The following is a 20,828-nucleotide window of genomic DNA, read 5'->3' as shown; positions in this document are numbered from 1 at the left end:
GTGTGGCACGCCCGAAACCCCAACGGATGAATCCCGCCGACGACCTCGCGAAGCGCTCGCGCACGCACGGTCGATCGGGCAACCCTGCGCGGGCCTCGAGCCCCGGCGCCGGCAAGGCCCCGGCCGCTGCGGCAGGGCCCGCGACCGCCGCCGACTGGATCTCGGGTGCGCGCCTGCGCACGCTCCCGCTCGCCATCGCGCCCGTCGCACTCGGCACGGGGGCGGGGGTCGTCGCGATGGCCGACGGTCCGTGGCATCCGGCGCGTGCGCTGCTCGCCCTCGTCGTCGCGCTCGCACTGCAGATCGGCGTCAACTACTCGAACGACTACTCCGACGGCGTGCGGGGCACCGACGACCACCGGGTCGGTCCCGCGCGACTCACCGCCTCGGGCGCCGTGAACCCGCGACACGTGCTCGTCGTCGCGCTCTCGTTCTTCGCGCTCGCCGCGCTCGCCGGGCTGGCGCTCGTCGTCATCACCCAGCAGTGGTGGCTCATCGCGGTCGGCGCGGCCGCGATCGTCGCGGCCTGGTTCTACACCGGCGGCAAGCGCCCCTACGGCTATGCGGGGCTCGGCGAGCTCTTCGTGTTCGTCTTCTTCGGGCTCGTCGCGACGGCGGGCTCGGCGTTCGTGCAGGCGCTCACCGTGAACCTCGAAGCCTGGCTCGGCGGGGTCGGCGTCGGGCTGCTCGCGTGCGCCGTGCTCATGGCGAACAACCTGCGCGACGTCGACCAGGATCGGGTCGCGGGCAAGCGCACCCTCGCGGTGCTCATCGGACCGCTCGCGGGGCGGATCCTGTTCGTGCTGTTCACGCTCGTGCCGTTCGGCATCGCCGTGTTCTTCGCGTTCTTCTACCCGACGGCCTGGCTCGTGCTCTTCGCGCTGCTCGCCGCAGTACCGGCGTGCATCATCGTGCTGACCGCCAAGACGGCGCGCGAACTCATCCTCGCGCTGCAGCTCACGAGCATCACCGCGCTGCTCTACGGCGTGGGCCTGGGGCTCGCCTTCGCGCTCTGACGCTCGAGCCGCGACGTGCGCCGCGCCTACTCGGCGGCGGGCTTCCGGGCTGCGGCCGGCTCGTCCGCGGCGGCGATCGCCGCGTCCTCGGCCTCGTCGTCTTCGCGGGTGAGCGGCTTCTCACGGTGGCGTGCGGCGTAGAGCTCGCTCGACATCGACTCGCGCGGTCGGCGCAGGAAGAGGAGCGAGGCGCTGAAACCGAACACCGCGGCGACGAGCGCAGAAATCCACGGGGTGACCCCGGCGATCAGGAGGACGGCGAGCGGCACGGCGAAGAGGAGGACTCGAATCGCGGTGTACCAGATCCAGACGGGCACGGATTTCACCCTGTCAGTGTAGGCGGGGTATCTGAGGGCGGCTCCCAGCCAGCCGTGACCCGGCGAGCCTAGACTGGCACCATGGCCCGGCTGCTCTTCGGACTCGGCGTCGCCGTCGTGATCTTCACGGTCTACGCGGTCGTCGACTGCGCACTGCTCGACCGGCTGCGCATTCGAGGGTTGAAGCGCGGCTGGTGGATCGTCGTGATCCTCGTGGTGCCCGTCATCGGCGGCCTGCTCTGGTTCTTCGTCGGCCGCGGCGGCTCACTGAACCGCCCCGCCGGTCGCAGCCGCACCGTCGCCCCCGACGACGACACCGAGTTCCTGCGTCGCCTCGGCGACGACGCCGTGCAGGCCGATCGCATCCGACGGCTCGAAGAAGAACTCGCCGAACTCGACGGCGAGACGGATGCCTCGGCCGGCGGCCCCGGCGCGGGCAGCAAGGCCGACCCCGGCAAGCGGCCCGACAACCCCGACGCCCCCGGCGAGGCCGGCCCGTCGCCCCGCCCGAATGCCTGAGTCGGTGCCCACGGCACCGGCGGACGGCACGGCGCCGACCGCGTCGACGGCACCGGCCTCCGCGTTCTCGGTCGCGCTGCTCGAGGAGTTCGTGCGAGCCGGGGTGCTCGATGTCGTCGTCGCACCCGGTTCGCGTTCGCAGGCGGTCGCGCTCGCCGCGGCGGAGTTCGAGCGGCAGGGTCTCCTCCGCCTGCACGTGCGGCTCGACGAGCGGGGCGCGGGGTTCCTCGCGCTCGGCCTCGCGGTCGAAGCGGGTCGCCCGGCGGTCGTCGTGACGACCTCGGGCACGGCGGTCGCGAACCTGCACCCCGCCGTGCTCGAAGCCCACCACTCGGGCGTGCCCCTGGTGCTGCTCACGGCCGACCGCCCGGCGGAGCTGCGCGGCATCCGCTCGAACCAGACCACCATGCAGCCGGGGATCTTCGCAGGCGCCGTGCGACTCGAACGCGACGTCACCGCGCCCGAGGGAGCTCACGGCGAGGCGCGGGCCGCGGCAAGGCTCGCCCGCGAGGTCGTCGCGGCGGCCCTCGGCCGTGACGCCGACGGCGGGCTCATCGCCCATCCCGGCCCGGGGCCGGTGCACCTCAACCTGCAGCTGCGCGAACCGCTCTCGTCGCCGATCACCGTCATGATCGCTGACCGCACCGCCGACGCCGCGGCGCCCGAGCCGGGCCGCGCCGAGGCATCCGGCGCACTGATCGCGCGTGGACCGCGCACCCTCGTCGTCGCCGGCGCGGGAGCCGGCCCCGAGGCCGAGGCGTTCGCCCGCGACGGCGACTGGCCGCTCGCGGCCGAGGTCACGAGCGGCGCCCATTTCGGGCCGAACCTCGTGGTCGCCTACCGCGAGCTCCTGCGCGAGCCCGGCTTCGGCGACGCGGTCGAGCGGGTCGTCGTGTTCGGGCATCCGACGCTGTCGCGCGAGGTGCCCGCACTCGTGCAGCGCGACGACGTCGAGACGATCGTCGTCGCGCCGTCGGGCATCGAGTGGTTCAACCCGGGTCGACGGGTGCGCCGGTTCGAGCGCGCCGTGCACGCCGACCCGGTCACCGCCGCCGCGCCGCAGACCGCAGAGGAGCGCACCTGGGTGCGCCGCTGGGTTCATGCGAGCCGCATCCTCGTCGAGGCGGGCCTGCCGCCCGCCGCGCCCGCCGTCGCCGAGGGCATCGACGAGACGGGGCACGTCGGAGACCTCGAACTCCATCGCGAGTTCATGCGCGCCCAGCTCGCCGCCGCCCGCGCACCGATCACGCGCCGCATGCTCGTCGACGCCATCTGGGCCGCGACATGGCCGCACGACCGGCTCGTGTTCGGGGCATCCCGCCTCATTCGCGACGCCGACCGGGCCGTGCCCGGCCGACGCATCGCGGCACACGCCAATAGGGGCCTCGCGGGCATCGACGGCACGGTCGCCACCGCGCTCGGCATCGCTATCGCGAGCCAGACGGATGCCCCGGCGCCCACGCCGATCGCAGGGCCCTCCGCAGGCGCGGCCGACGGGGAGCGTCGAGGACCGGTCCCTGAGGAGGCGTTCGCGGCGTCGGCCGCATCCTCCACCGACGCCGGCCTCGCGACCGGACTCGCGCACGCCGAATCGGTCGAACGGGCGCTCGCGGGCCGCCCGGCTTCGGCGGTCGCGTCGGCCGGGGTGACCCGCGCGCTCATCGGCGACCTCACCCTGCTGCACGACGTCGGCTCGCTGCTGCTCGGCGCGGGCGAGGCCCGACCGCGGCTGCTCGTCATCGTCGGCAACGACGGCGGCGGAACCATCTTCGACGCGCTCGAAGTCGCGGGCACCGCGCCCGCCGACGCCTTCGACCGGGTGCAGTACACGCCCCAGCAGGTCGACCTCGGGGCGCTCGCCACGGCGTACGGCTGGGCGTACTCGCGGGCGACGACTCGGGCCGAACTCGACGAGGCGCTCGGCACGCGCGTCGACGGTCCGACGATCCTCGAGGTTCCGCTGCCGCGCTGAGCCCGCCCCGCCCGTGCCGCCCGCGCCGCAGCCCCCGCCGCCGCAGGCCCCCCCCGCCGCAGCCCCCGCCGCCGCAGGCGTGAGTGAGGTTCGCGCCGCTGAGGTGAGTTCGAACCAGACTCAGGGGCGCGAACCTCACTCAAGCGAGTGAGCGAGCGATCGAGCGGGGCGGGCGAGCGAGCGGGCGGGCGGGCGGGCGAGGCTTGCCGTGGCATCCGACCGACGGCAGGATGACGACATGAGCCGCGAATCGTTCTGGACCGCCGACCCCGCCGAACTCCTCCGCGTCGGCGAGGGGTTCGAGCTGGCCGACGTCGACCCGCAGTCGCACCCCGGCTTCGACGGCGGCAAGGCCGAGGCGAAGGCCGCGCTCGCCGAAGGCGCCGACATCCTCGCCGAACTGCAGGAGCAGCTCTTCGCGGGCAGCCGCATGGGCGGCCACAAGCGGCGGATCCTGCTCGTGCTGCAGGCGATGGACACCGGGGGCAAGGGCGGCATCGTGAAGCACGTGATGGGCGCGGTCGACCCGCAGGGCGTGCAGCTCGCGGCCTTCAAGAAGCCGACCGAGGAGGAGCTCGACCACGACTTCCTCTGGCGTATCAGCAAGGAGACGCCCGCCCCCGGCATGATCGGCGTCTTCGACCGATCGCACTACGAGGACGTGCTGATCGGGCGGGTGCGCGAGCTCGCCCCGCCCGCAGAGATCGAGCGCCGCTACGACGCGATCAACGAGTTCGAGCGCGGGCAGGTCGCGAACGGCACGACCGTCATCAAGGTGATGCTGCACATCTCGGCCGACGAGCAGAAGCGGCGCCTGGAGGAGCGGCTCGAACGACCCGACAAGCACTGGAAGTTCAACCCGGGCGACATCGACGAGCGACTGCTCGCGCCCGCGTACCGCGATGCGTTCCAGCTCGTGTTCGAGCGAACGGCGACGGCGGATGCCCCGTGGTTCGTCGTGCCCGCCGACCACAAGTGGTACGCCCGGCTCGCGGTGCAGCACCTGCTCATCGACGCCCTCGAGGCGATGGAGCTCAGCTGGCCGGCGGCGGACTTCGACGTGGCCGAGCAGCAGGCGCGTCTCGCGGCGAGCTGAGCGGCCGCCGGTCGAATAGCGAGCGGATCGAGACCACGGAGGGCGCTACTCACCCGGCGAGGATGCGAGAAGTAGGCTTGAGAGGTGAGTCAGACGCACGCCCCGGCGCGCCTCGTCGTCAGGACGGTGGCCGTCGATGAGACCGAACCGCTGATTCCGCGCACCGACCCGCGACACCCGCTCGTCTGGATGCGCCGTGACGAGGGCATCGTCGGACTCGGCGAGGTGCTGCGCATCGAATCGTCGGGGCATTCGCGCATCGAGGACGCCGCCTCGGCGTGGACCTCGATCGCCGCCGCCGCCGACATCGACGACCGCGTCGGCCTCCCGGGCACCGGCCTCGTCGCATTCGGCGCGTTCGCATTCGCCGACGAGTCGGAGGCGATGAGCGTGCTCATCGTGCCCGAACTCGTCATCGGGCGCCGCGACGGTCGCGCCTGGGCGACGCGCATCGGTTTCGAGACGCCCGCCGAGGTGACCATTCCCGAGCCCGCGCCGAAGCGGCAGGTGCCGCGGGTGACCTTCGAGCCGGGGACGCTGCCGCCCGAGGCCTACGAGTCGGCCGTGGCCGAGGCGGTCCGTCGCATCGACGCCGGCGAGTTCGAGAAGGCGGTGCTCGCCCGGCAGCTCGTCGGCACGCTGAGCGACGACGCCGGCCTGCGGGCGACCATCAACCGGCTCGCCGAGGACTACCCCGACACGTGGGTCTTCGCCGTCGACGGCCTCATCGGCGCGAGCCCCGAGACGCTCGTGCGGGTCGACCACGGCACCGTCTCGGCGCGGGTGCTGGCAGGCACGGCGCCGCGGGGCGCCGGCGAGGCATCCGACCGCGATCACGCCGCGACGCTCGCGGCGAGCGAGAAGAACCTCGCCGAGCATGCACTCGCGGTGGCGAGCGCCGTGCAGCGGCTCGAGCCGCACACGACCCGGCTCGACACGAGCCCCGAACCGTTCACCCTGCAGCTGCCGAACCTGTGGCACCTCGCGACCGACCTCAAGGGCACGCTCGGCGACGGCTCGAACTCGCTCGATCTCGTGAAGGCGGTGCACCCGACCGCCGCCGTCGCGGGCACGCCGCGCAAGATCGCGCTGCGCGCGATCGCCGAGCTCGAGGGCTTCGATCGCGGACGCTACGCGGGGCCGGTCGGGTGGGTCGACGGCGACGGCGACGGCGAGTGGGCGATCGCGCTGCGCTGCGCGCAGGTCGACCTCGACGGCACCGTCACGGCATATGCCGGATGCGGCATCGTGCATGACTCGGTGCCCGCCGACGAGCTCGCCGAGACCGACATGAAGTTCCGGCCGATCGTCGAGGCGTTCGGCGGGTAGTCGCGGTCGGGCTTCCGGCGGCCGGTCCGGTGCAGGGCGCCCGCCGGTAGAATCGAGGGATGACCCGCGCAGACCTCGGCAAGGACCCCCGCGAGGTGTCGGCGATGTTCGATCGCGTCGCCGCCGCGTACGACCGCACCAACAACGTGCTCTCGGTCGGCAACGCCCCGCTCTGGCGGGTCGCCACGACCCGCGCGGTCGACCCGAAGCCGGGCGAGCGCATCCTCGACGTCGCCGCAGGCACCGGCACCTCGAGCGCGAGCCTCGCGAAGTCGGGCGCCTCGGTCGTCGCCGCCGACTTCTCGCCGGGCATGATCGAGGTCGGTCGACGCAGGCAGGCGCACGTGCCGAACCTCGTCTTCGTCGAGGCCGACGCCACGAAGCTGCCCTTCGACGACGACTCCTTCGACGCCGTCACGATCTCGTTCGGCCTGCGCAACGTCAACGAGCCGAAACAGGCGATCGCCGAGTTCTTCCGCGTGACGAAGCCGGGCGGCCGGCTCGTGATCTGCGAGTTCTCGACGCCGCCGACGCCGTTCGTGCGGTTCGGCTACGGCGCGTACCAGCGCTACGTGATGCCGCCCCTCGTGAAGCTCTCGAGCTCGAACGACACGGCCTACGAGTACCTCAACGAGTCGATCAACGCCTGGCCGAAGCAGCCCGAACTCGCCGCGTGGATCCGCGAGGCCGGCTACACCGACGTGGCGTGGCGCAACCTCACCATGGGCGTCGTCGCCCTGCACCGAGGCCGCAAGCCGGTGGCCTGAGCGGCTCGCGGCTCGCCCCGCGGGCGAAGCCCGTGACATCCCTTCGCCGTCGCTGACACGGCCCCGCATGCGGGCACCGGTAGGCTGGGAGACGTGAATCCGAGCCACCCGGTCGCCCGTCGCGGCTCCGCGCTCGCCGCCAACCTGGGTCTGAGCGAGCGGGTCTTCGCGTCCGCAGCCGACAAGGCCATGGCGCGGGCGATCGACGCCGGCATCGAACGCGTCGAGTCCGGCCTCGTCCGCGAGGTGCAGTTCGCCGACTCCATCGCCGACGTCTCGACGCGCTATCTGCTCGAGGCCGGCGGCAAGCGGGTGCGCCCGATGCTGACGCTGCTGACCGCGCAGCTCGGCGCGGGCGCCACCGATGACGTGATCACCGCCGCCGAGGCGATCGAGATCACGCACCTCGGCTCGCTGTACCACGACGACGTCATGGACGACTCCGACCGCCGCCGCGGCGTGCCCGCCGCTCACGCGGTGTGGGGCAACTCGGTCGCAATCCTCACCGGCGACCTGCTCTTCGCCCGCGCCAGCCAGCTGATGGCGAGCCTCGGCGAGCGGGCGATCCGCATGCAGGCCGACACCTTCGAGCGGCTCGTGCTCGGCCAGCTGCACGAGACGGTCGGCCCGACCGAGGCCGACGACCCGATCGAGCACTACATCCAGGTGCTCGCCGACAAGACCGGCTCGCTCATCGCGGCGGCCGCGCAGTCGGGGGTCGTGTTCTCGGGTGCCGACCCCGCCTACGAGGCGCCCATCGTCGAGTTCGGCGAGAAGATCGGCGTCGCGTTCCAGCTCATCGACGACGTGATCGACCTGTCGCCGCAGCCCGAAGAGACCGGCAAGGTGCCCGGCACCGACCTGCGCGCGGGCGTCGTCACGCTGCCGCTCCTGCGGCTCGCCGAGCTCGCGAAGACCGACGCGGCATCCGCCGACCTGCTCGCCCGCATCGAGCGCGACGTGATCACCGTGACCGCGGCCACCGCCGACCTCGGCGACCCGCTCGACACGAACACGCTCGCCTCGCGCATCGTGCCGTCGCGCGCGACGGTCGACGCGATCGTGGCCGAGCTGCGCGAGCACGAGGCCACCAGGGCGACGCTCGCCGAGGCGCACCGCTGGGCCGCCGAGGCGGTCGCGGCGCTCGCGCCCCTGCCCGAAGGAAGTGTGAAGAAGGCGCTCACGCGTTTCGCCGAGACGATCGTCGAGCGCCAGAGCTGACGGCCGCGCCGATCGCGCACGCCGTCTCGGAGGCCCGGAACCGAGTTCGAATTCGAGGAGAGATGTGACGAGGAACAAGCTGCGACTGGCGATCGTCGGGGCCGGCCCCGCCGGCATCTACGCCGCCGACATCCTGCTGAAGGCCGAGCGCAACTTCGACGTGTCGATCGACCTGTTCGACCACCTGCCCGCGCCCTACGGGCTCGTGCGCTACGGCGTCGCCCCCGACCACCCGCGCATCAAGGGCATCATCACGGCGCTCCGCGAGGTGCTCGACCGAGGCGACATCCGCATCTTCGGCAACGTGCGCTTCGGCGAGGACATCACGCTCGACGACCTCAAGAAGCACTACAACGCCGTCATCTTCGCGACCGGTGCGGTGAAGGATGCCTCGTTGAGCATCCCGGGCGTCGAGCTCGAGGGCTCGTACGGGGCCGCCGAGTTCGTGAGCTGGTTCGACGGGCACCCCGACTTCCCGCGCACCTGGCCGCTCGAGGCCCGAGAGGTCGCGGTCATCGGCAACGGCAACGTCGCGCTCGACGTCTCGCGCATCCTCGCGAAGCACGTCGAAGACCTGATGCCGACCGAGATCCCCGCGAACGTCGCGGCCGGCCTCGCGGCCTCGCCCGTGACCGATGTGCACGTGTTCGGCCGCCGCGGCCCGACCTCGGTGAAGTTCACCCCGCTCGAGCTGCGCGAGCTCGGCGAGCTGCGCGACGTCGACATGATCGTCTACGACGAGGACTTCGACTACGACGACGCCGCGCGCGCGGCCGTGTCGGGCAACAAGCAGGTGTTCGTCATCGACAAGGTGCTGAACCAGTGGCGGCAGCGCTCAGTGGGTGAAGCGAGCCGCCGCCTGCACCTGCACTTCTTCGCAAAGCCGCTCGAGATCGTCGACGACGGCACCGGCAAGGTCGGCGGCATCCGCTGGGAGCGCACCGAGTCCGACGGCGCCGGCGGGGTCGTCGGCACCGGCGAGATCCGCGAGCTGCCGATCCAGGCCGTGTACCGCGCGGTCGGGTACTTCGGTTCCCCGCTGCCGGGCATTCCGTTCGACAAGAGGTTCGGCGTCATCCCGAACCACGAGGGCCAGGTGCTCACGCGCGACAAGGAGACCGGCGAGGCGCGCCAGATGTACGGCGTCTACGCGACCGGCTGGATCAAGCGCGGCCCGGTCGGCCTCATCGGGCACACCAAGTCGGACGCGATGGAGACTATCAAGCACGTCATCAACGACCTCGGCAACTGGTGGCGGCCCGAGTCGCCCTCGGAGGAGTCGGTGATCGAACTGCTCGAGTCGCGCGGCATCCGCTGGACCGACCTCGACGGCTGGCACCGCCTCGACGAGCACGAGCAGCAGCTCGGCCGGGCCGAGGGGCGCGTGCGCATCAAGGTCGTGCCCCGCGACGAGATGGTCGACATCTCGCGCGGCGAGGTCGCGTAGGCGCGCGCGGGCGCGTGAGGCGGGCGTCATGACGGATTCGTTCATCGTCGTCGCCGCCGCGGCGGAGGAGATCGCGGAGGAGCATCCGGTCGTCGCCGGCCGGGTCAGCTCCGCCCGGCTGCTGAAGGCCGACGGCGTGCGCCTCATGCACCTCGCCCTCGACTCGGGCGAAGCCCTCGCCGAGCACACCGCCGCGGCGCCGATCACGGTGCAGTGCCTCGAGGGGCGGTTCCGCTTCGAGGCGGAAGGGCGAGAGGTCGACCTCGCGCCCGGCGGCATCGTGTACGTCGCGGCCCGGGTGCCGCACGCCGTGCACGCCCTCGAAGCCGGGCGCCTATTGCTCTCGCTGCACGGCTGAGCGTTCGCAGCGGTGTCGTGGCCAGCGCGCTCCGCCTGTGCACGACCGCGCCGCTGCGTGCCCCGTCGGCGCTACGCTGCTCACCATGCCGATGCTCGCACCGCTGACCGCGCTCGCCCTCGCGGCGTTCGGCTTCGCGCTCGGATGGTGGCCGTTGGCCGCGTGGTCGGCGCGTTCGATGAAGGGTGAGCGGATGCCTCGCCGCACCACCCTGCGCATCATCGCCGCCGTCACGACCGCGGTGACCTTCGGGCTCCTCGGCCTGCGCTTCGGCCTCGACTGGCTGCTGCCGGCCCTCCTCGCCTTCGCCGCGTGCGCGACGGTGCTCTCGATCGTCGATCTCGTCGAGAAGCGACTGCCGAACGCGGTGGTCTTCCCGGCGCTTGCCGTGGTGGGGGTGCTGCTGGTACCGGCGACGTGGGCCACGGGGGAGTGGATGCGGCTCGCCTGGGCGCTCGCCGGAGCCGCGGCGATGTTCGCCGTCTACTTCGTGCTCGCCCTCATCTCGCCGTCGTCGATGGGCATGGGCGACGTGAAGCTCGCCCTCGTCATCGGGCTGCTCGTCGGCTGGTTCGGGCTGTCGCCGTGGCTCGTCGCCCTGCTCGGCGCCTTCGTGATCGGGGGACTCATCTCGCTCGTCGCGCTCGCGCTGAAACGGGTGACGTTGCGGGGGTCGATCCCGTTCGGGCCGTCGATGCTCGCGGGGGCGCTCGTGGCGGTGTGGCTGGCGGGGCCGGTGGGGTGACGGCCCATGCCGCCGCGGGAGTTGCAGCGATCGGGCGGGCTCGGCCGAAGATGATGCCGCCGACACCTCGCATCAACATCGGGGTACATCTGTACCCCGTTCTCAGGGTACGCGTGTACCCCAAACTTGTACCCCGTTAAACCCCCAGATTGGGGGGCAGGTTCACGCATCTTGCGTCGAAAACGCCCGATCTGCGCCAATCGTTGCGTCGTTGCCCGGATGCGACCCCCAAAGTGGGGCATAGGCCCCTCGGAATGCGCTGTATAGCTTTCATGTCACCGCATGTACCCGCATGCGGCATGCACCACCCGCTCGGGAGTGCAGGTGTCCCATTACCCGAAGGGTCCATCATGCTGAAGGCATACGCCGCGCTCCAGGCGCGGATCAACTCGCTCCGTTCCGAGGACGAAGGTGCGACTGCTGTTGAGTACGGTCTCATCGTGGCCGCCATCGCCGCAGTCATCGTCGTCGTCGTTGTTGCACTCGGTGGCGAGATCAACGCGGCGTTCCAGACGGTGCTGAACAACCTTCCCTAATCGGGGTCGATCGACCGGCTCGCGTGGCCCCGGAGGGGGCCGCGCGAGCGTTCGTTCAGATGCGCATGACAGAACAAGAAATGCGCCGTGGGTCGGGGCTCGAGGTGAGGTGATGATGAAGGTTCGGCGTCGAGACGACGGGGCGGCCGCGGTTGAGTTCGCCCTGATCCTGCCGGTCCTCCTCACGTTGGTGTTCGGCATCATGGAGTTCGGATGGGCGTTCGGGCAGCAGGTTTCACTCGGCAACGCGGCGCGCGAAGCTGCGCGGACGATGGCGATCCACTGGGCAGAGCCGGGTGCTGAAGCGGAGGCGATCGAAGAAGGGCTCGCTGCTGCGCCGCTCGTCCCCGATGCGGCGATCGCCTTCGCATCGATGGAATGCGCCCCCACTAACCCAGACGACGAGCCGCTCTCAGTGACCGCAGTCGCCACACTCGAGGCGCCCGGGCTCACCGGATGGTTCAACTGGCTCATCGCACCCGAACGGGTGCTGTCGGCGGAAAGCAAGATGATATGCGGCGGTTGAATGAGCGGCTTCGCCGTGAACGCGGCGCGAGCGCCGTGCTCACCGCGATCCTGCTGATTCCGATCCTCGGTATGGCGGCGATCGGCGTCGATACTGGAATGCTTTACTACGAGCGAGCCCAACTCCAGAACGCGGCGGATTCGGCGGCACTCGCTGTCGCCACCAAGTGCTCGGTGAGTCGCTGCCCGGGCGATACGACGATCGCCTCGAGCTTCGCCAACGGCAACGCGTTTGACGGGGCTGTCACGATCGACGATCAAGTGATAGATCGGTCGGCGCGCACAGTGCGGATCGATGTCAGCACGCTCAACGGTGATGGCACGAGTGCGCCGTTCCATCCGTTCGCGGCAGCGATCGGCGTCACCGACAACAGCCCCGTGACTGCGACCGCGACGGCACACTGGGCCGGCGGCAACATCACCATCCCGCTCGCCCTCTCTTCATGTGAATTCGAACGGATGGTCGGCGCTGAAGGAGCCGAGGACCACGACGCGCATTGGGTGCGCTTCGACGAGAACAAGCTCTGCAAAGACGATCCGCTCGAGCCTCCACTTCCAGGCGGGTTCGGATGGCTCGACCCTCTTCTCGACGATGATGGGAATCCGGTTGGCTGCCTCGCCGAGACAAGTGCAGACGGCACGACCTCGGGAAGTGATACCGGCAACAATGGAATCTCGAACGAGTTCGGCGAACTCTGCCACGCGGTCTTCACGGAGCCACCGCCCGAGGGCCACACTCTCTACGTCCCGATCTTCGACAGCGGTGAGGATCAAGGCAGCAAGGCGGTAGTGCATATCGCGCACTATGCCAAGGTCTCGCTGCTCGGCTGGGCGTTCGGCGGTGGCAGGGAAGTACTCCCCAACTTCTGGGAACGATCCCGCCTGGACGTCGACAACATCGACTGCAGGCGCTCCTGCCGCGGCCTCCTCCTCGAGTTTCAGGAGTACGTGCCCGTCGGTAGCGTGCCCGGTACCGACATCTCCACCGCAGTCAGTTTGCTCAACTAACGCCCTACCCACGCCCCGGCCCGAAAGACCCGAACATCATGAAGACCCGAATCATCGGTGCAATCATCGCCCTCATCCTGACCGTCGTCGGGGCGTTCATTCTCGTCACCTACGTGCGAGGCGCGGATGCGCGCGCACAGGAGGGCGCCGAACTCGCTGACGTCTACGTGGTCACGGAGGAAGTCCCCAGCGGCACTCCTGGCGAGTCGATCGGCGACTTCGTCAAACTCGACACCGCCCCGCAACGGAACATCCCCGATGGAGCCGTGACCGAACTCTCCGAGCTCGATGGTCTGGTTGCTGACGGGAAGGTGTTCGTCGGAGAGCAACTGCTTACGGCGCAGTTCGTGTCCCCCGAAGTCAAGGCTTCGCGTGGTGAGGTGGATGTTCCAGCTGGAATGCAGGAGGTCAGCTTCGCCCTTCCCGTGCAGCGGATGGTGGGCGGTGCAGTACGAGCCGGCAGCAAGATCGGCCTCGTCGTCACGAAGTACGAGGTCGGGGCCGACATCAAGGACGGAACTCCAACCTTCGTGCCCGAGTCGCAGTTCTCCTTCAACGGCGTACTGGTCACCAACGCGCAGATCGGCGAGAACGTGAGCGACGGCGACTCATCCGAGGAGGATGGGACGAGCGGTGACACGATCCTGCTGACCGTTGCACTCGCCACGCACGACGCTGAGCGACTGGTCTGGGCGATGGAAGGGTATGAGCAGGCAGGCGAATACCTTCCCTACGTCGGCGTCTGGGCGACACTGCAGAACGAGACGACCGACACGTCTGGTTCCTCCCCCGTCAACGAGAGCAACTTCAGATAGTGCTCCCCTATCTACTCGTAAGCCGATCCGCCGAGTACGAGACCCGGTTGCGGGCTCTTCTCGGCGAACGGCTCGCCGTGGTCCCGGGGGAGTTCCTGACGTTCGGCCCTGAGGCAGTCGCGAATCGAGTGACCGAGGTGCCGAGGATCGCCATGCTCGGCCCCGTGCTCAACTATGAGGAGACGCGGGGGCTCGTCGATGCGTTGACAACGAAGCACCCCAATCTCGGGCTGATCGTCGTGCGCGAACAGCGTTCCGACCTCGAAGACTGGGTCGATGAGCTTTCCCTGCACGCCGTGTTGAACCCCGACGCCACTGACGAAACGACGGTCGGATTGCTCGACCGCCTCGCGTCATGGCTCATTGCCCACGGGCACGCTGAAACCCACGACTTCGATGCACCACTGGCCCTGGAAATCGATGACCTGCCGTTCGTCAGCACGGCGCCGGTCACGCAGGAAGCCGCCCCCGATCCCGCCGACGAAGGCGCTTTCGGAACGGACCAAGAAGTCGAGATCGAGGCACCGACCTGGGAGTTCCCGCCGCTCGAGGCCGGTACCGCGACGGAGGCGATCGCCGTCGTCGCCCCGAAGGGCGGGCAGGGCAAGACGACGATCGCGATCAACCTCGCGACCGGACTCGCCGAGGTCGCCCCGAACTCGGTGGTACTCGTCGATGCAGATCTACAGTTCGGCGACATCACGGTCGCGCTGGCACTGCAACCCGAGAAGACGATTGTCGATGCCGTCGCTGACGCGGCGATCGATGAACTCGTGCTGAAGACGACGCTCACCCACCACGTGGATGGCTTCTTCGTGGTGGCAAGTGCGCCTTCGCCTGAACTCGGCGATCAGGTTGCGCCGGCCGCGCTCGCGGAGCTCATCACCCGCCTGCGCTCGACCTTCCGTTACGTCGTCATCGATACGACCCCGGGGCTCGGCGAACACACGCTTGTCACCCTCGAGCACGTCACTGATGCCGTGTTCGTGACCAACATGGGCGTGCCGAGTCTGCGCGCCACCCGCACCGAGTTCGAGCTGCTCACGAAGCTCGGACTCATGCCGGGCAATCGGCACGTGGTGGTGAACCAGGTCGACAAGAACAGCGGCCTCACCATCAAGGATGTCGAGAAGATCATCGGTGCGCCCGTCGACATCGAGATGCCCAAGTCGTCGGCAGTTCTGCTCGCCTCGAACCGTGGCGTGCCGCTCATTCACGACGACGTGCGCGACCCTGCAGCGAAGGCGATCAGATCGATCGTGCTCCGCATCGCGCCCGAGGCGTTCCCGAAGCGCAGCAAGATCCAGAGAAGGCGGCGATCGAATGAATCTGAATGAGCGACTGAATGCTCTCCGCGGCGAGCGCGATACCGTCGAATCGTTCGTGCCGGCTGAACAGGAGCCCACGGACCCGGCGCACGACGATGCCGAATCGCTGGCGACACCGGCGGAGCAGCCTCCCGCCGTCGCGCCGGAATCCTCGTTCTTTCAACCGACACCGCCACGAGTGCCGAACCCACGCCCGGCAGGAGCAGCGGACCCGCTGGCGGCGGTGAAGGAGAAGGCAGCCCAAGAACTCTTCGGCCGGATTGGTGCTCGCCTCAACGACGCCTCCCTGACCGAAGCGCAACTACACCTCCTTGCGCGCGCAGAGCTTGCTGACATCGTCGCAGGGGAGCAGTTGGCACTCTCCACGGCCGAGCGGAACCGGCTGATCGAGGACATCGGCGCTGACGTCCTTGGATATGGTCCGCTCGAGCCACTGCTCGCCGATCCGAGTGTGAGCGAGATCATGGTCAACCGCTTCGACCGGATCTATGTCGAGCGCAACGGTCGTTTGCAGGAGTCGCCGCACCGATTCACCGGTGAACCCCAGCTGCGCCGGGTGATCGAGCGGATCGTCGCCAAGGTCGGTCGCCGTATCGATGAGTCGTCGCCGCTCGTCGACGCCCGCCTCGAAGACGGGTCACGTGTCAACGCGATCATCCCGCCGCTCGCGGTCGATGGAGCGTCGCTGACCATTCGAAAGTTCGCCGGGACTCCCTTCACGGTGCACGACCTCATCAACTTCGGCAGCATGTCGCGGGAGGCAGCGACCGTCCTTGACGCGGCCGTTCGGGCGAAGTTGAACATCCTGGTATCGGGCGGTACAGGTACCGGTAAGACGACGCTACTCAACGTGCTGTCGGCGTTCATTCCCGGTGACGAGCGCATCATCACGATCGAGGACGCCGTCGAACTCCAGCTCCAACAGGAGCATGTCGTGCGCCTCGAGTCCCGCCCGGCGAACATCGAGGGTCGCGGTGAGATCACTATCCGCGACCTCGTGCGCAACTCGCTGCGCATGCGCCCCGACCGCATTGTGGTCGGCGAGGTGCGCGGCGCCGAGTCTCTCGACATGCTGCAGGCGATGAACACTGGCCATGAGGGGTCCATCTCGACCCTCCACGCCAACTCACCGCGAGATGCAGTCTCGCGCATGGAGACGCTCGTGCTCATGGCGGGCATGGACCTCCCACTGCGCGCGATCCGTGAGCAAATCGCCTCGGCCATCGACATCATCGTCCAGATCAGCCGGCATAAAGACGGCGTGCGTCGCATCACGCACATCACCGAGGTGCATGGCATGGAGGGGGACATCATCACCCTTCAGGATGCATTCAGCTTCGACTACTCCGCGGGCTACGACCACGAAGGGCGTTTGCTCGGGCGCCTCGGCCCGACGGGAGTGCGGCCCCGATTCGCCGAGCGCATCGCCGACCACGGCATCGCCCTCCCGATGTCGCTGTTTCAGGTGGTCCGAAGCGAGATGCTCGGGGAGATCCGATGAACCCGCTCCTCATCGTCGGCGGCGTAACGATCTGCCTCCTCGCGCTGCTGGCTATTGTCTTCCTCGTCATCGCGCCGCCCGCGCCGAGAGTCGCACGGGACCGTCGCCTCGCCCCCGGTGAAGAGCACGTCTCCGCCCTGACGAGAATCACCGACCGGGCCACAGCAGCGATCGACTCGGCATCGACCAACCGCTCTGGCGGTATGTTCAGCCCTGAGTCGCTCGAACTCGCCGGCATCAAGACCGATCGCGCGGGGTTCCTGATCCTCGTCGCGTCGGCGACGAGCGTCATGTCGCTCATCGGCGTGCTCCTCGGGCTCGCGAACGGGTTCTGGTTTCTTCTCGCCGTCATGTTCGGGGCGGCGACACCGTTTTTGGTGAGATTCCTCCTCGTCATGCGCACCTCGCAGCGGCAGGCGAAATTCGCCGACCAGGTCGATGACACCGTGCAGATGCTCGCCGGTGGCCTGCGGGCAGGCCACGGGCTGAACCGTACGATCGGTGCAGTTGCCGCCGAAGCGGAAGAGCCGACCAGTGAGGAACTCGCCCGAGTCGTCAATGAGACCAGGCTCGGTCGCAATCTCGCCGACGCGCTCGCGAACACCGCGCAGCGGATGAAGAGTGCGGACTTCGAATGGGTGGCCCAGGCGATCGCGATCAACCAGGAGACGGGTGGCAACCTTGCGGAGGTGCTCGACCAGGTCGGCAAGACGATCCGTGAGCGCAATCAGATCCGCCGCCACGTGCGAGCGCTGAGTGCCGAAGGGCGGCTCTCCGCCGTCATTCTTGTGGCACTCCCAGTCAGCGTGTTCTTGTTCCTCCTCGTCGCGAATCCAAGCTACGTTTCGTTCTTCTTCACGAATCCGATCGGCATCGTCGCGTTGATCGTGGCGTTCCTGCTGTTGGTGGTCGGCACGATCTGGGTGATGTACTCGGTGAAGGTGAAGTTCTGAGATGCCCATCGTCGGAATCGTCATCGCGGTAGTCACGGCCGTCTGCTTTGGGCTGTTCGTGTTTCTCCTCTTCCCCAAAGCGGCGAAACAAGGTTCAGAGCAAGATGGCGTGGTCATCGGTACCCAGCTCGGGCCGGTGCAACAGGGATCGATCGGTGCCCGATTGGTTGCTTCCGCACCCAGCGGGTACATCGGCTGGCTCGAGAAGCAGATCGCGTACGCCGGTCGGCCGAGCGGATGGACGCCGAACGCGCTGGCCGTCTGGAAGATCGTTTTGCCGATCATCGCTGTCCTGCTCGGCATGCTGTTGATCTCTCGCACGGGTCCGCAGCCGCTGGTGATCTTCATCGTGATCGCCATGACGATCATCGCCTTCTTTCTCCCCGACGTGCTCATCAACTCTCGAGCGCACGACAGGAGGGAAGCGGTCGCCGTCGCGTTGCCGGACACACTCGACCAGATGACGATTGCGGTCGAAGCTGGGCTCGGATTCGATGCTGCGATGGCGAAGTCTGCTCGCGGGGGCCGCGGTCCGCTCGCCGAGGAGCTTGTGCGAGTGCTGCAGGATATGTCGATCGGGCGAACGCGTCGGGATGCATTCCATGAGTTGGAAGAGCGAACGAATTCTGAGGATCTCCGCCGGTTCGTGCGTGCAGTTGTACAGGCTGATGCGTACGGGATCGCCCTCGGCGATGTGCTGCGCGTCCAAGCCGGTGAGATGCGACTCAAACGACGTCAGCGTGCCGAAGAGCAGGCGCAGAAGGTGACCGTGAAGATCCTCTTCCCGCTCATCTTCTGCCTCCTCCCGGTCCTGATCATTGTTGTGATGGCACCGGCAGTAGTCGGAATCATTCAAGCGTTCAGCATGACCTGAGCCGGGCGGTGTGCGGGGGGAGCGCGTTCGATCGCTGGATGCGCCTCGGTAGGCTGACCCCACAGCGCAGGGGAGGGGAGCCGTGACCGATTCCGTCGACGAGCCCGCCACTGCCGACCCCCCAACCTGGCGCCCCGACCCCCTCGGAGAACGCTTCGAGCAGCTCACGCTCCCGCTCGGCCACGACGACGAGGGCGAGGTCGTCGCCACCTTGGTGCGGTACCGCCCGAGATGGCGCCCGCGGATCACGCGCGGCGCGGCATCCGGTGCCGATGTGCTCTACGTGCACGGTTGGAGCGATTACTTCTTCAACCGCGAACTCGCCGAGTTCTGGGCCGGCCTCGGCGCCCGCTTCTACGCGCTCGACCTGCGCAAGTACGGGCGCAGCCTGCGCCCCGGCCAGACGCCCGGATTCGTCGCCGACCTCGCCACCTACGACGCCGACATCGCGGCTGCGCTCGCCGCGATGGGGCAACCGGATGCCACGGGCCCGGCCGCCGGCCGCCCGCTGATCCTGCTCGGGCACTCGACCGGAGGGCTCACGCTCTCGCTCTGGGCTGCGCGCAACCCGGGACGGGCGGCGGCGCTCGTGCTGAACAGTCCGTGGCTCGAGTTCCAGCTGAGCAAGGTCGGCCGGCAGGCGCTCGCACCGATGATGGAGCTCGGGGCCCGAGTGCATCCGCTCGCTCCGCTGCCGAACGTCGACCTCGGCTTCTACACGCGCGCCGTCTCCCGCGAGCAGGGCGGCGAGTGGGAGTACGACCACGAGTGGCGGCCCGACCGCGGGTTCGCGACGTCGCCGGCTTGGCTCATGGCGATCCTCGCGGGGCACGCGACGATCGAGTCCGGCGTCGACGTCGGGGCGCCGGTGCTCACCCTGCTGTCAGCGCGGTCGACGATCCTCGCCCGGTGGGACGACGCGATGCGCTCGACCGACAGCGTGCTCGTCGTCGACGAGATCGCCCAGCGGGCGCTGAAGCTCGGGTCCTCGGTGACGGTGGCCCGCATCGACGGCGCCATGCACGACGTGTTCCTGTCGCGCGAGCCGGCGCGAGCCGAGGCCTACGCCGACATCACCCGCTGGCTGCGGGGCTACGGCCCCGGGCGCTGACCGCCCCGCGTCCGCCCGTGCCCCGTCCCCGCGCCCGTGTGAGTGAAGTGCCGCGCGGTGAGCATGGTTCGAACCTGTCTCGGCGGCGAACCTCACTCGGGGGCGCCTCTCCGGGCGCGGCTCTCCGCGTGCGCGGCGACGCCTCCTGCACAGGGGAGGGCGCCGCGCATCGATGCACAGAGTGGGCGGCGAGGTCTCCGGCTCGTGCCGGTGGCGCGAGGCTGGGCCGGTGGAGCTGCCTCGCCTGCCTTCGGGACTCATTCGATTCGCCGACGTGCGCGATGCCACCATGCAGAAGCACCTGGCGGCAGAGGTTGCGGCCGGCCGCCTCCAGCGGGTGCGGCGGGGCTTCTACGCCGACGTGCCGGCCGAGTCGGTTCCCGCCTGGCAACGCGACGAGCTGCGCCACCTCCGACTCGTGCGTGCGGCGGCCGAGACGATGCGGGCGCCCATGTTCACCGGCTTCTCGGCGCTCGCGCTCTTCGAGCTGCCGAGCTACGGGGCGTGGCCGCATGAGGTCTCGGTGCTCTCGTCCGGGCCGACCGGGCATCGCCGCGCGGGAGTCGTGGCGGTCGGCGCGCCGCGCCCGCCGGCCCTCGTGAGGGTGGGCGACTGCGTGACGACGTCGTTGGAGTTCACGCTGATCCAGGTGTGCCGGGTCGGCACGCTCGCGGCCGCGCTCGTCGCCGTCGACGCCGCGCTCTGGGTGCCGCGCCGATCGGGCCGCGGGCCGCGTACGACGATCGAGCGGCTGCGTGCCGAGCACGAGCGCCTGCTGCCCTACCCGGGCAGCCGACGAACCGAGGCAGTGCTCGAACGTGCGACGAGCCGCGCAGAGACGCCGTTCGAGACGGCGAGTCGGCTGGTCATCGAGGAGTTCGGCTTCGAGCCGCCCGTGTTGCAGCAGAGCTTCCGGCTCGAGGAGCTCGGGACGATCGCCGAGGTGGATTTCTGGTGGCCCTCGGTGCGGGCGATCGGTGAGGCCGACGGTCGCGGCAAGTACCTCTCGAGTGCCGGCGGATCGAACTCCGCGGCATCCCGTGACCTGGCGAGTGGCGCGAACGGCCCGGTTGCGGGCGCGGGCGGTGCGGGCGCAGGCGGTGCAGGCGTGCGCGGTGCCGGCACATGGGTGCAACGGACCGCCGCCGAGTCGGCCGCGCGACGAGTCGTCAGGGAGAAGGACCGCGAGAACGCGCTGCGTCGTCGGGTCCGCGCGATGGACCGATGGGACTGGGGCGAGCTTGCGCGCAAGCACCCGGTCGAGCGCCGTCTCGCGGCGATGGGTGTGCCACGCACCCGACCCCGCCGCGCGCTCATCGGCCCGCCGGACGCACCGGCGCTTCGCGCCCGGCAGGCCATCACGCCTGAGGTGGGTTCGGCGCCGTGAGGC

The 20,828-nt window shown here is 69.5% G+C and carries 21 protein-coding genes; 20 read left to right on the top strand and 1 reads right to left on the bottom strand.

Going from position 1 to position 20,828, the window contains the following annotated elements:
- The first annotated feature begins 26 nt into the window (after positions 1–26).
- Complete coding sequence (locus GQQ93_RS16355) at positions 27–1,016, top strand: 1,4-dihydroxy-2-naphthoate polyprenyltransferase (protein WP_157425535.1); 990 nt, start codon at positions 27–29, stop codon at positions 1,014–1,016.
- Positions 1,017–1,042: 26 nt separating this feature from the next.
- Here the strand turns inward: GQQ93_RS16355 and GQQ93_RS16350 are convergent, their stop codons facing one another.
- A complete protein-coding gene (locus GQQ93_RS16350; protein WP_157425313.1) occupies positions 1,043–1,342 on the bottom strand; it encodes a DUF4229 domain-containing protein in 300 nt (99 codons plus the stop codon).
- A gap of 72 nt (positions 1,343–1,414) precedes the next feature.
- Here GQQ93_RS16350 and GQQ93_RS16345 point away from each other — a divergent pair, with 72 nt between their 5' ends.
- The 19 genes from GQQ93_RS16345 (at position 1,415) to GQQ93_RS16255 (ending at position 20,825) form a co-directional block, all read left to right on the top strand.
- Positions 1,415–1,852 (top strand): PLDc N-terminal domain-containing protein, encoded by a 438-nt coding sequence (locus tag GQQ93_RS16345; RefSeq protein WP_157425312.1) that lies wholly within the window; start codon positions 1,415–1,417, stop codon positions 1,850–1,852.
- Positions 1,853–1,856: 4 nt separating this feature from the next.
- Complete coding sequence (gene menD / locus GQQ93_RS16340) at positions 1,857–3,824, top strand: 2-succinyl-5-enolpyruvyl-6-hydroxy-3-cyclohexene-1-carboxylic-acid synthase (protein WP_246192379.1); 1,968 nt, start codon at positions 1,857–1,859, stop codon at positions 3,822–3,824.
- 238 nt (positions 3,825–4,062) lie between these two features.
- The gene (locus GQQ93_RS16335; protein WP_157425310.1) at positions 4,063–4,920 is read left to right on the top strand and encodes a PPK2 family polyphosphate kinase; all 858 of its coding nucleotides are present in this window, start codon (positions 4,063–4,065) and stop codon (positions 4,918–4,920) included.
- A gap of 84 nt (positions 4,921–5,004) precedes the next feature.
- Positions 5,005–6,249 (top strand): isochorismate synthase, encoded by a 1,245-nt coding sequence (locus GQQ93_RS16330; RefSeq protein WP_246192378.1) that lies wholly within the window; start codon positions 5,005–5,007, stop codon positions 6,247–6,249.
- Positions 6,250–6,308: 59 nt separating this feature from the next.
- The gene (locus tag GQQ93_RS16325) at positions 6,309–7,016 is read left to right on the top strand and encodes a class I SAM-dependent methyltransferase (RefSeq protein ID WP_157425309.1); all 708 of its coding nucleotides are present in this window, start codon (positions 6,309–6,311) and stop codon (positions 7,014–7,016) included.
- A gap of 93 nt (positions 7,017–7,109) precedes the next feature.
- Positions 7,110–8,237, top strand: coding sequence for a polyprenyl synthetase family protein (locus GQQ93_RS16320; protein ID WP_246192377.1), 1,128 nt, complete (start codon positions 7,110–7,112; stop codon positions 8,235–8,237).
- A gap of 64 nt (positions 8,238–8,301) precedes the next feature.
- Complete coding sequence (locus GQQ93_RS16315; RefSeq protein ID WP_157425308.1) at positions 8,302–9,684, top strand: FAD-dependent oxidoreductase; 1,383 nt, start codon at positions 8,302–8,304, stop codon at positions 9,682–9,684.
- 28 nt (positions 9,685–9,712) lie between these two features.
- Positions 9,713–10,042, top strand: a complete 330-nt coding sequence (locus GQQ93_RS16310; RefSeq protein WP_212277373.1) for a cupin domain-containing protein — start codon at positions 9,713–9,715, stop codon at positions 10,040–10,042.
- Between the two features lie 85 nt (positions 10,043–10,127).
- On the top strand, positions 10,128–10,787 hold the full coding sequence (locus GQQ93_RS16305) for a prepilin peptidase (protein ID WP_157425307.1): 660 nt from the start codon (positions 10,128–10,130) through the stop codon (positions 10,785–10,787).
- A gap of 350 nt (positions 10,788–11,137) precedes the next feature.
- Positions 11,138–11,323 (top strand): Flp family type IVb pilin, encoded by a 186-nt coding sequence (locus GQQ93_RS16300; protein ID WP_157425306.1) that lies wholly within the window; start codon positions 11,138–11,140, stop codon positions 11,321–11,323.
- Positions 11,324–11,435: 112 nt separating this feature from the next.
- Positions 11,436–11,849 carry a TadE/TadG family type IV pilus assembly protein gene (locus tag GQQ93_RS16295; RefSeq protein WP_246192376.1) on the top strand — a complete coding sequence of 138 codons (414 nt, stop codon included), beginning with the start codon at positions 11,436–11,438 and terminating at the stop codon, positions 11,847–11,849.
- Positions 11,837–12,856, top strand: a complete 1,020-nt coding sequence (locus GQQ93_RS16290) for a TadE/TadG family type IV pilus assembly protein (RefSeq protein WP_170296226.1) — start codon at positions 11,837–11,839, stop codon at positions 12,854–12,856. Before GQQ93_RS16295 ends, GQQ93_RS16290 begins: the two co-directional genes overlap by 13 nt.
- Positions 12,857–12,894: 38 nt before the next feature.
- Positions 12,895–13,671 (top strand): CpaB family protein, encoded by a 777-nt coding sequence (locus tag GQQ93_RS16285; RefSeq protein ID WP_157425304.1) that lies wholly within the window; start codon positions 12,895–12,897, stop codon positions 13,669–13,671.
- 47 nt (positions 13,672–13,718) lie between these two features.
- On the top strand, positions 13,719–15,008 hold the full coding sequence (locus tag GQQ93_RS16280; RefSeq protein ID WP_170296225.1) for a CpaE/TadZ family protein: 1,290 nt from the start codon (positions 13,719–13,721) through the stop codon (positions 15,006–15,008).
- Complete coding sequence (locus GQQ93_RS16275; protein ID WP_157425302.1) at positions 14,995–16,500, top strand: ATPase, T2SS/T4P/T4SS family; 1,506 nt, start codon at positions 14,995–14,997, stop codon at positions 16,498–16,500. Before GQQ93_RS16280 ends, GQQ93_RS16275 begins: the two co-directional genes overlap by 14 nt.
- A complete protein-coding gene (locus GQQ93_RS16270; protein WP_157425301.1) occupies positions 16,497–17,453 on the top strand; it encodes a type II secretion system F family protein in 957 nt (318 codons plus the stop codon). Before GQQ93_RS16275 ends, GQQ93_RS16270 begins: the two co-directional genes overlap by 4 nt.
- Position 17,454: 1 nt before the next feature.
- Positions 17,455–18,327 carry a type II secretion system F family protein gene (locus GQQ93_RS16265; protein WP_157425300.1) on the top strand — a complete coding sequence of 291 codons (873 nt, stop codon included), beginning with the start codon at positions 17,455–17,457 and terminating at the stop codon, positions 18,325–18,327.
- 82 nt (positions 18,328–18,409) lie between these two features.
- On the top strand, positions 18,410–19,438 hold the full coding sequence (locus tag GQQ93_RS16260) for an alpha/beta hydrolase (protein WP_157425299.1): 1,029 nt from the start codon (positions 18,410–18,412) through the stop codon (positions 19,436–19,438).
- Positions 19,439–19,667: 229 nt separating this feature from the next.
- Positions 19,668–20,825, top strand: a complete 1,158-nt coding sequence (locus GQQ93_RS16255) for a hypothetical protein (RefSeq protein WP_157425298.1) — start codon at positions 19,668–19,670, stop codon at positions 20,823–20,825.
- Positions 20,826–20,828 lie beyond the last annotated feature (3 nt).

The sequence above is a fragment of the Agromyces lapidis genome (genome assembly GCF_009749405.1).
In the GTDB taxonomy this organism is placed as follows: domain Bacteria; phylum Actinomycetota; class Actinomycetes; order Actinomycetales; family Microbacteriaceae; genus Agromyces; species Agromyces lapidis.
This window is presented reverse-complemented; position numbering and strand designations above follow the sequence as displayed.

Coding starts and splice junctions, on each gene's coding strand:
- GQQ93_RS16355 (WP_157425535.1), top strand. CDS start 27: ATGAATCCCGCCGACGACCTCGCGAAGCGCTCGCGCACGCACGGTCGA.
- GQQ93_RS16345 (WP_157425312.1), top strand. CDS start 1,415: ATGGCCCGGCTGCTCTTCGGACTCGGCGTCGCCGTCGTGATCTTCACG.
- GQQ93_RS16335 (WP_157425310.1), top strand. CDS start 4,063: ATGAGCCGCGAATCGTTCTGGACCGCCGACCCCGCCGAACTCCTCCGC.
- GQQ93_RS16325 (WP_157425309.1), top strand. CDS start 6,309: ATGACCCGCGCAGACCTCGGCAAGGACCCCCGCGAGGTGTCGGCGATG.
- GQQ93_RS16310 (WP_212277373.1), top strand. CDS start 9,713: ATGACGGATTCGTTCATCGTCGTCGCCGCCGCGGCGGAGGAGATCGCG.
- GQQ93_RS16305 (WP_157425307.1), top strand. CDS start 10,128: ATGCCGATGCTCGCACCGCTGACCGCGCTCGCCCTCGCGGCGTTCGGC.
- GQQ93_RS16300 (WP_157425306.1), top strand. CDS start 11,138: ATGCTGAAGGCATACGCCGCGCTCCAGGCGCGGATCAACTCGCTCCGT.
- GQQ93_RS16295 (WP_246192376.1), top strand. CDS start 11,436: ATGATGAAGGTTCGGCGTCGAGACGACGGGGCGGCCGCGGTTGAGTTC.
- GQQ93_RS16290 (WP_170296226.1), top strand. CDS start 11,837: ATGCGGCGGTTGAATGAGCGGCTTCGCCGTGAACGCGGCGCGAGCGCC.
- GQQ93_RS16285 (WP_157425304.1), top strand. CDS start 12,895: ATGAAGACCCGAATCATCGGTGCAATCATCGCCCTCATCCTGACCGTC.
- GQQ93_RS16275 (WP_157425302.1), top strand. CDS start 14,995: ATGAATCTGAATGAGCGACTGAATGCTCTCCGCGGCGAGCGCGATACC.
- GQQ93_RS16270 (WP_157425301.1), top strand. CDS start 16,497: ATGAACCCGCTCCTCATCGTCGGCGGCGTAACGATCTGCCTCCTCGCG.
- GQQ93_RS16265 (WP_157425300.1), top strand. CDS start 17,455: ATGCCCATCGTCGGAATCGTCATCGCGGTAGTCACGGCCGTCTGCTTT.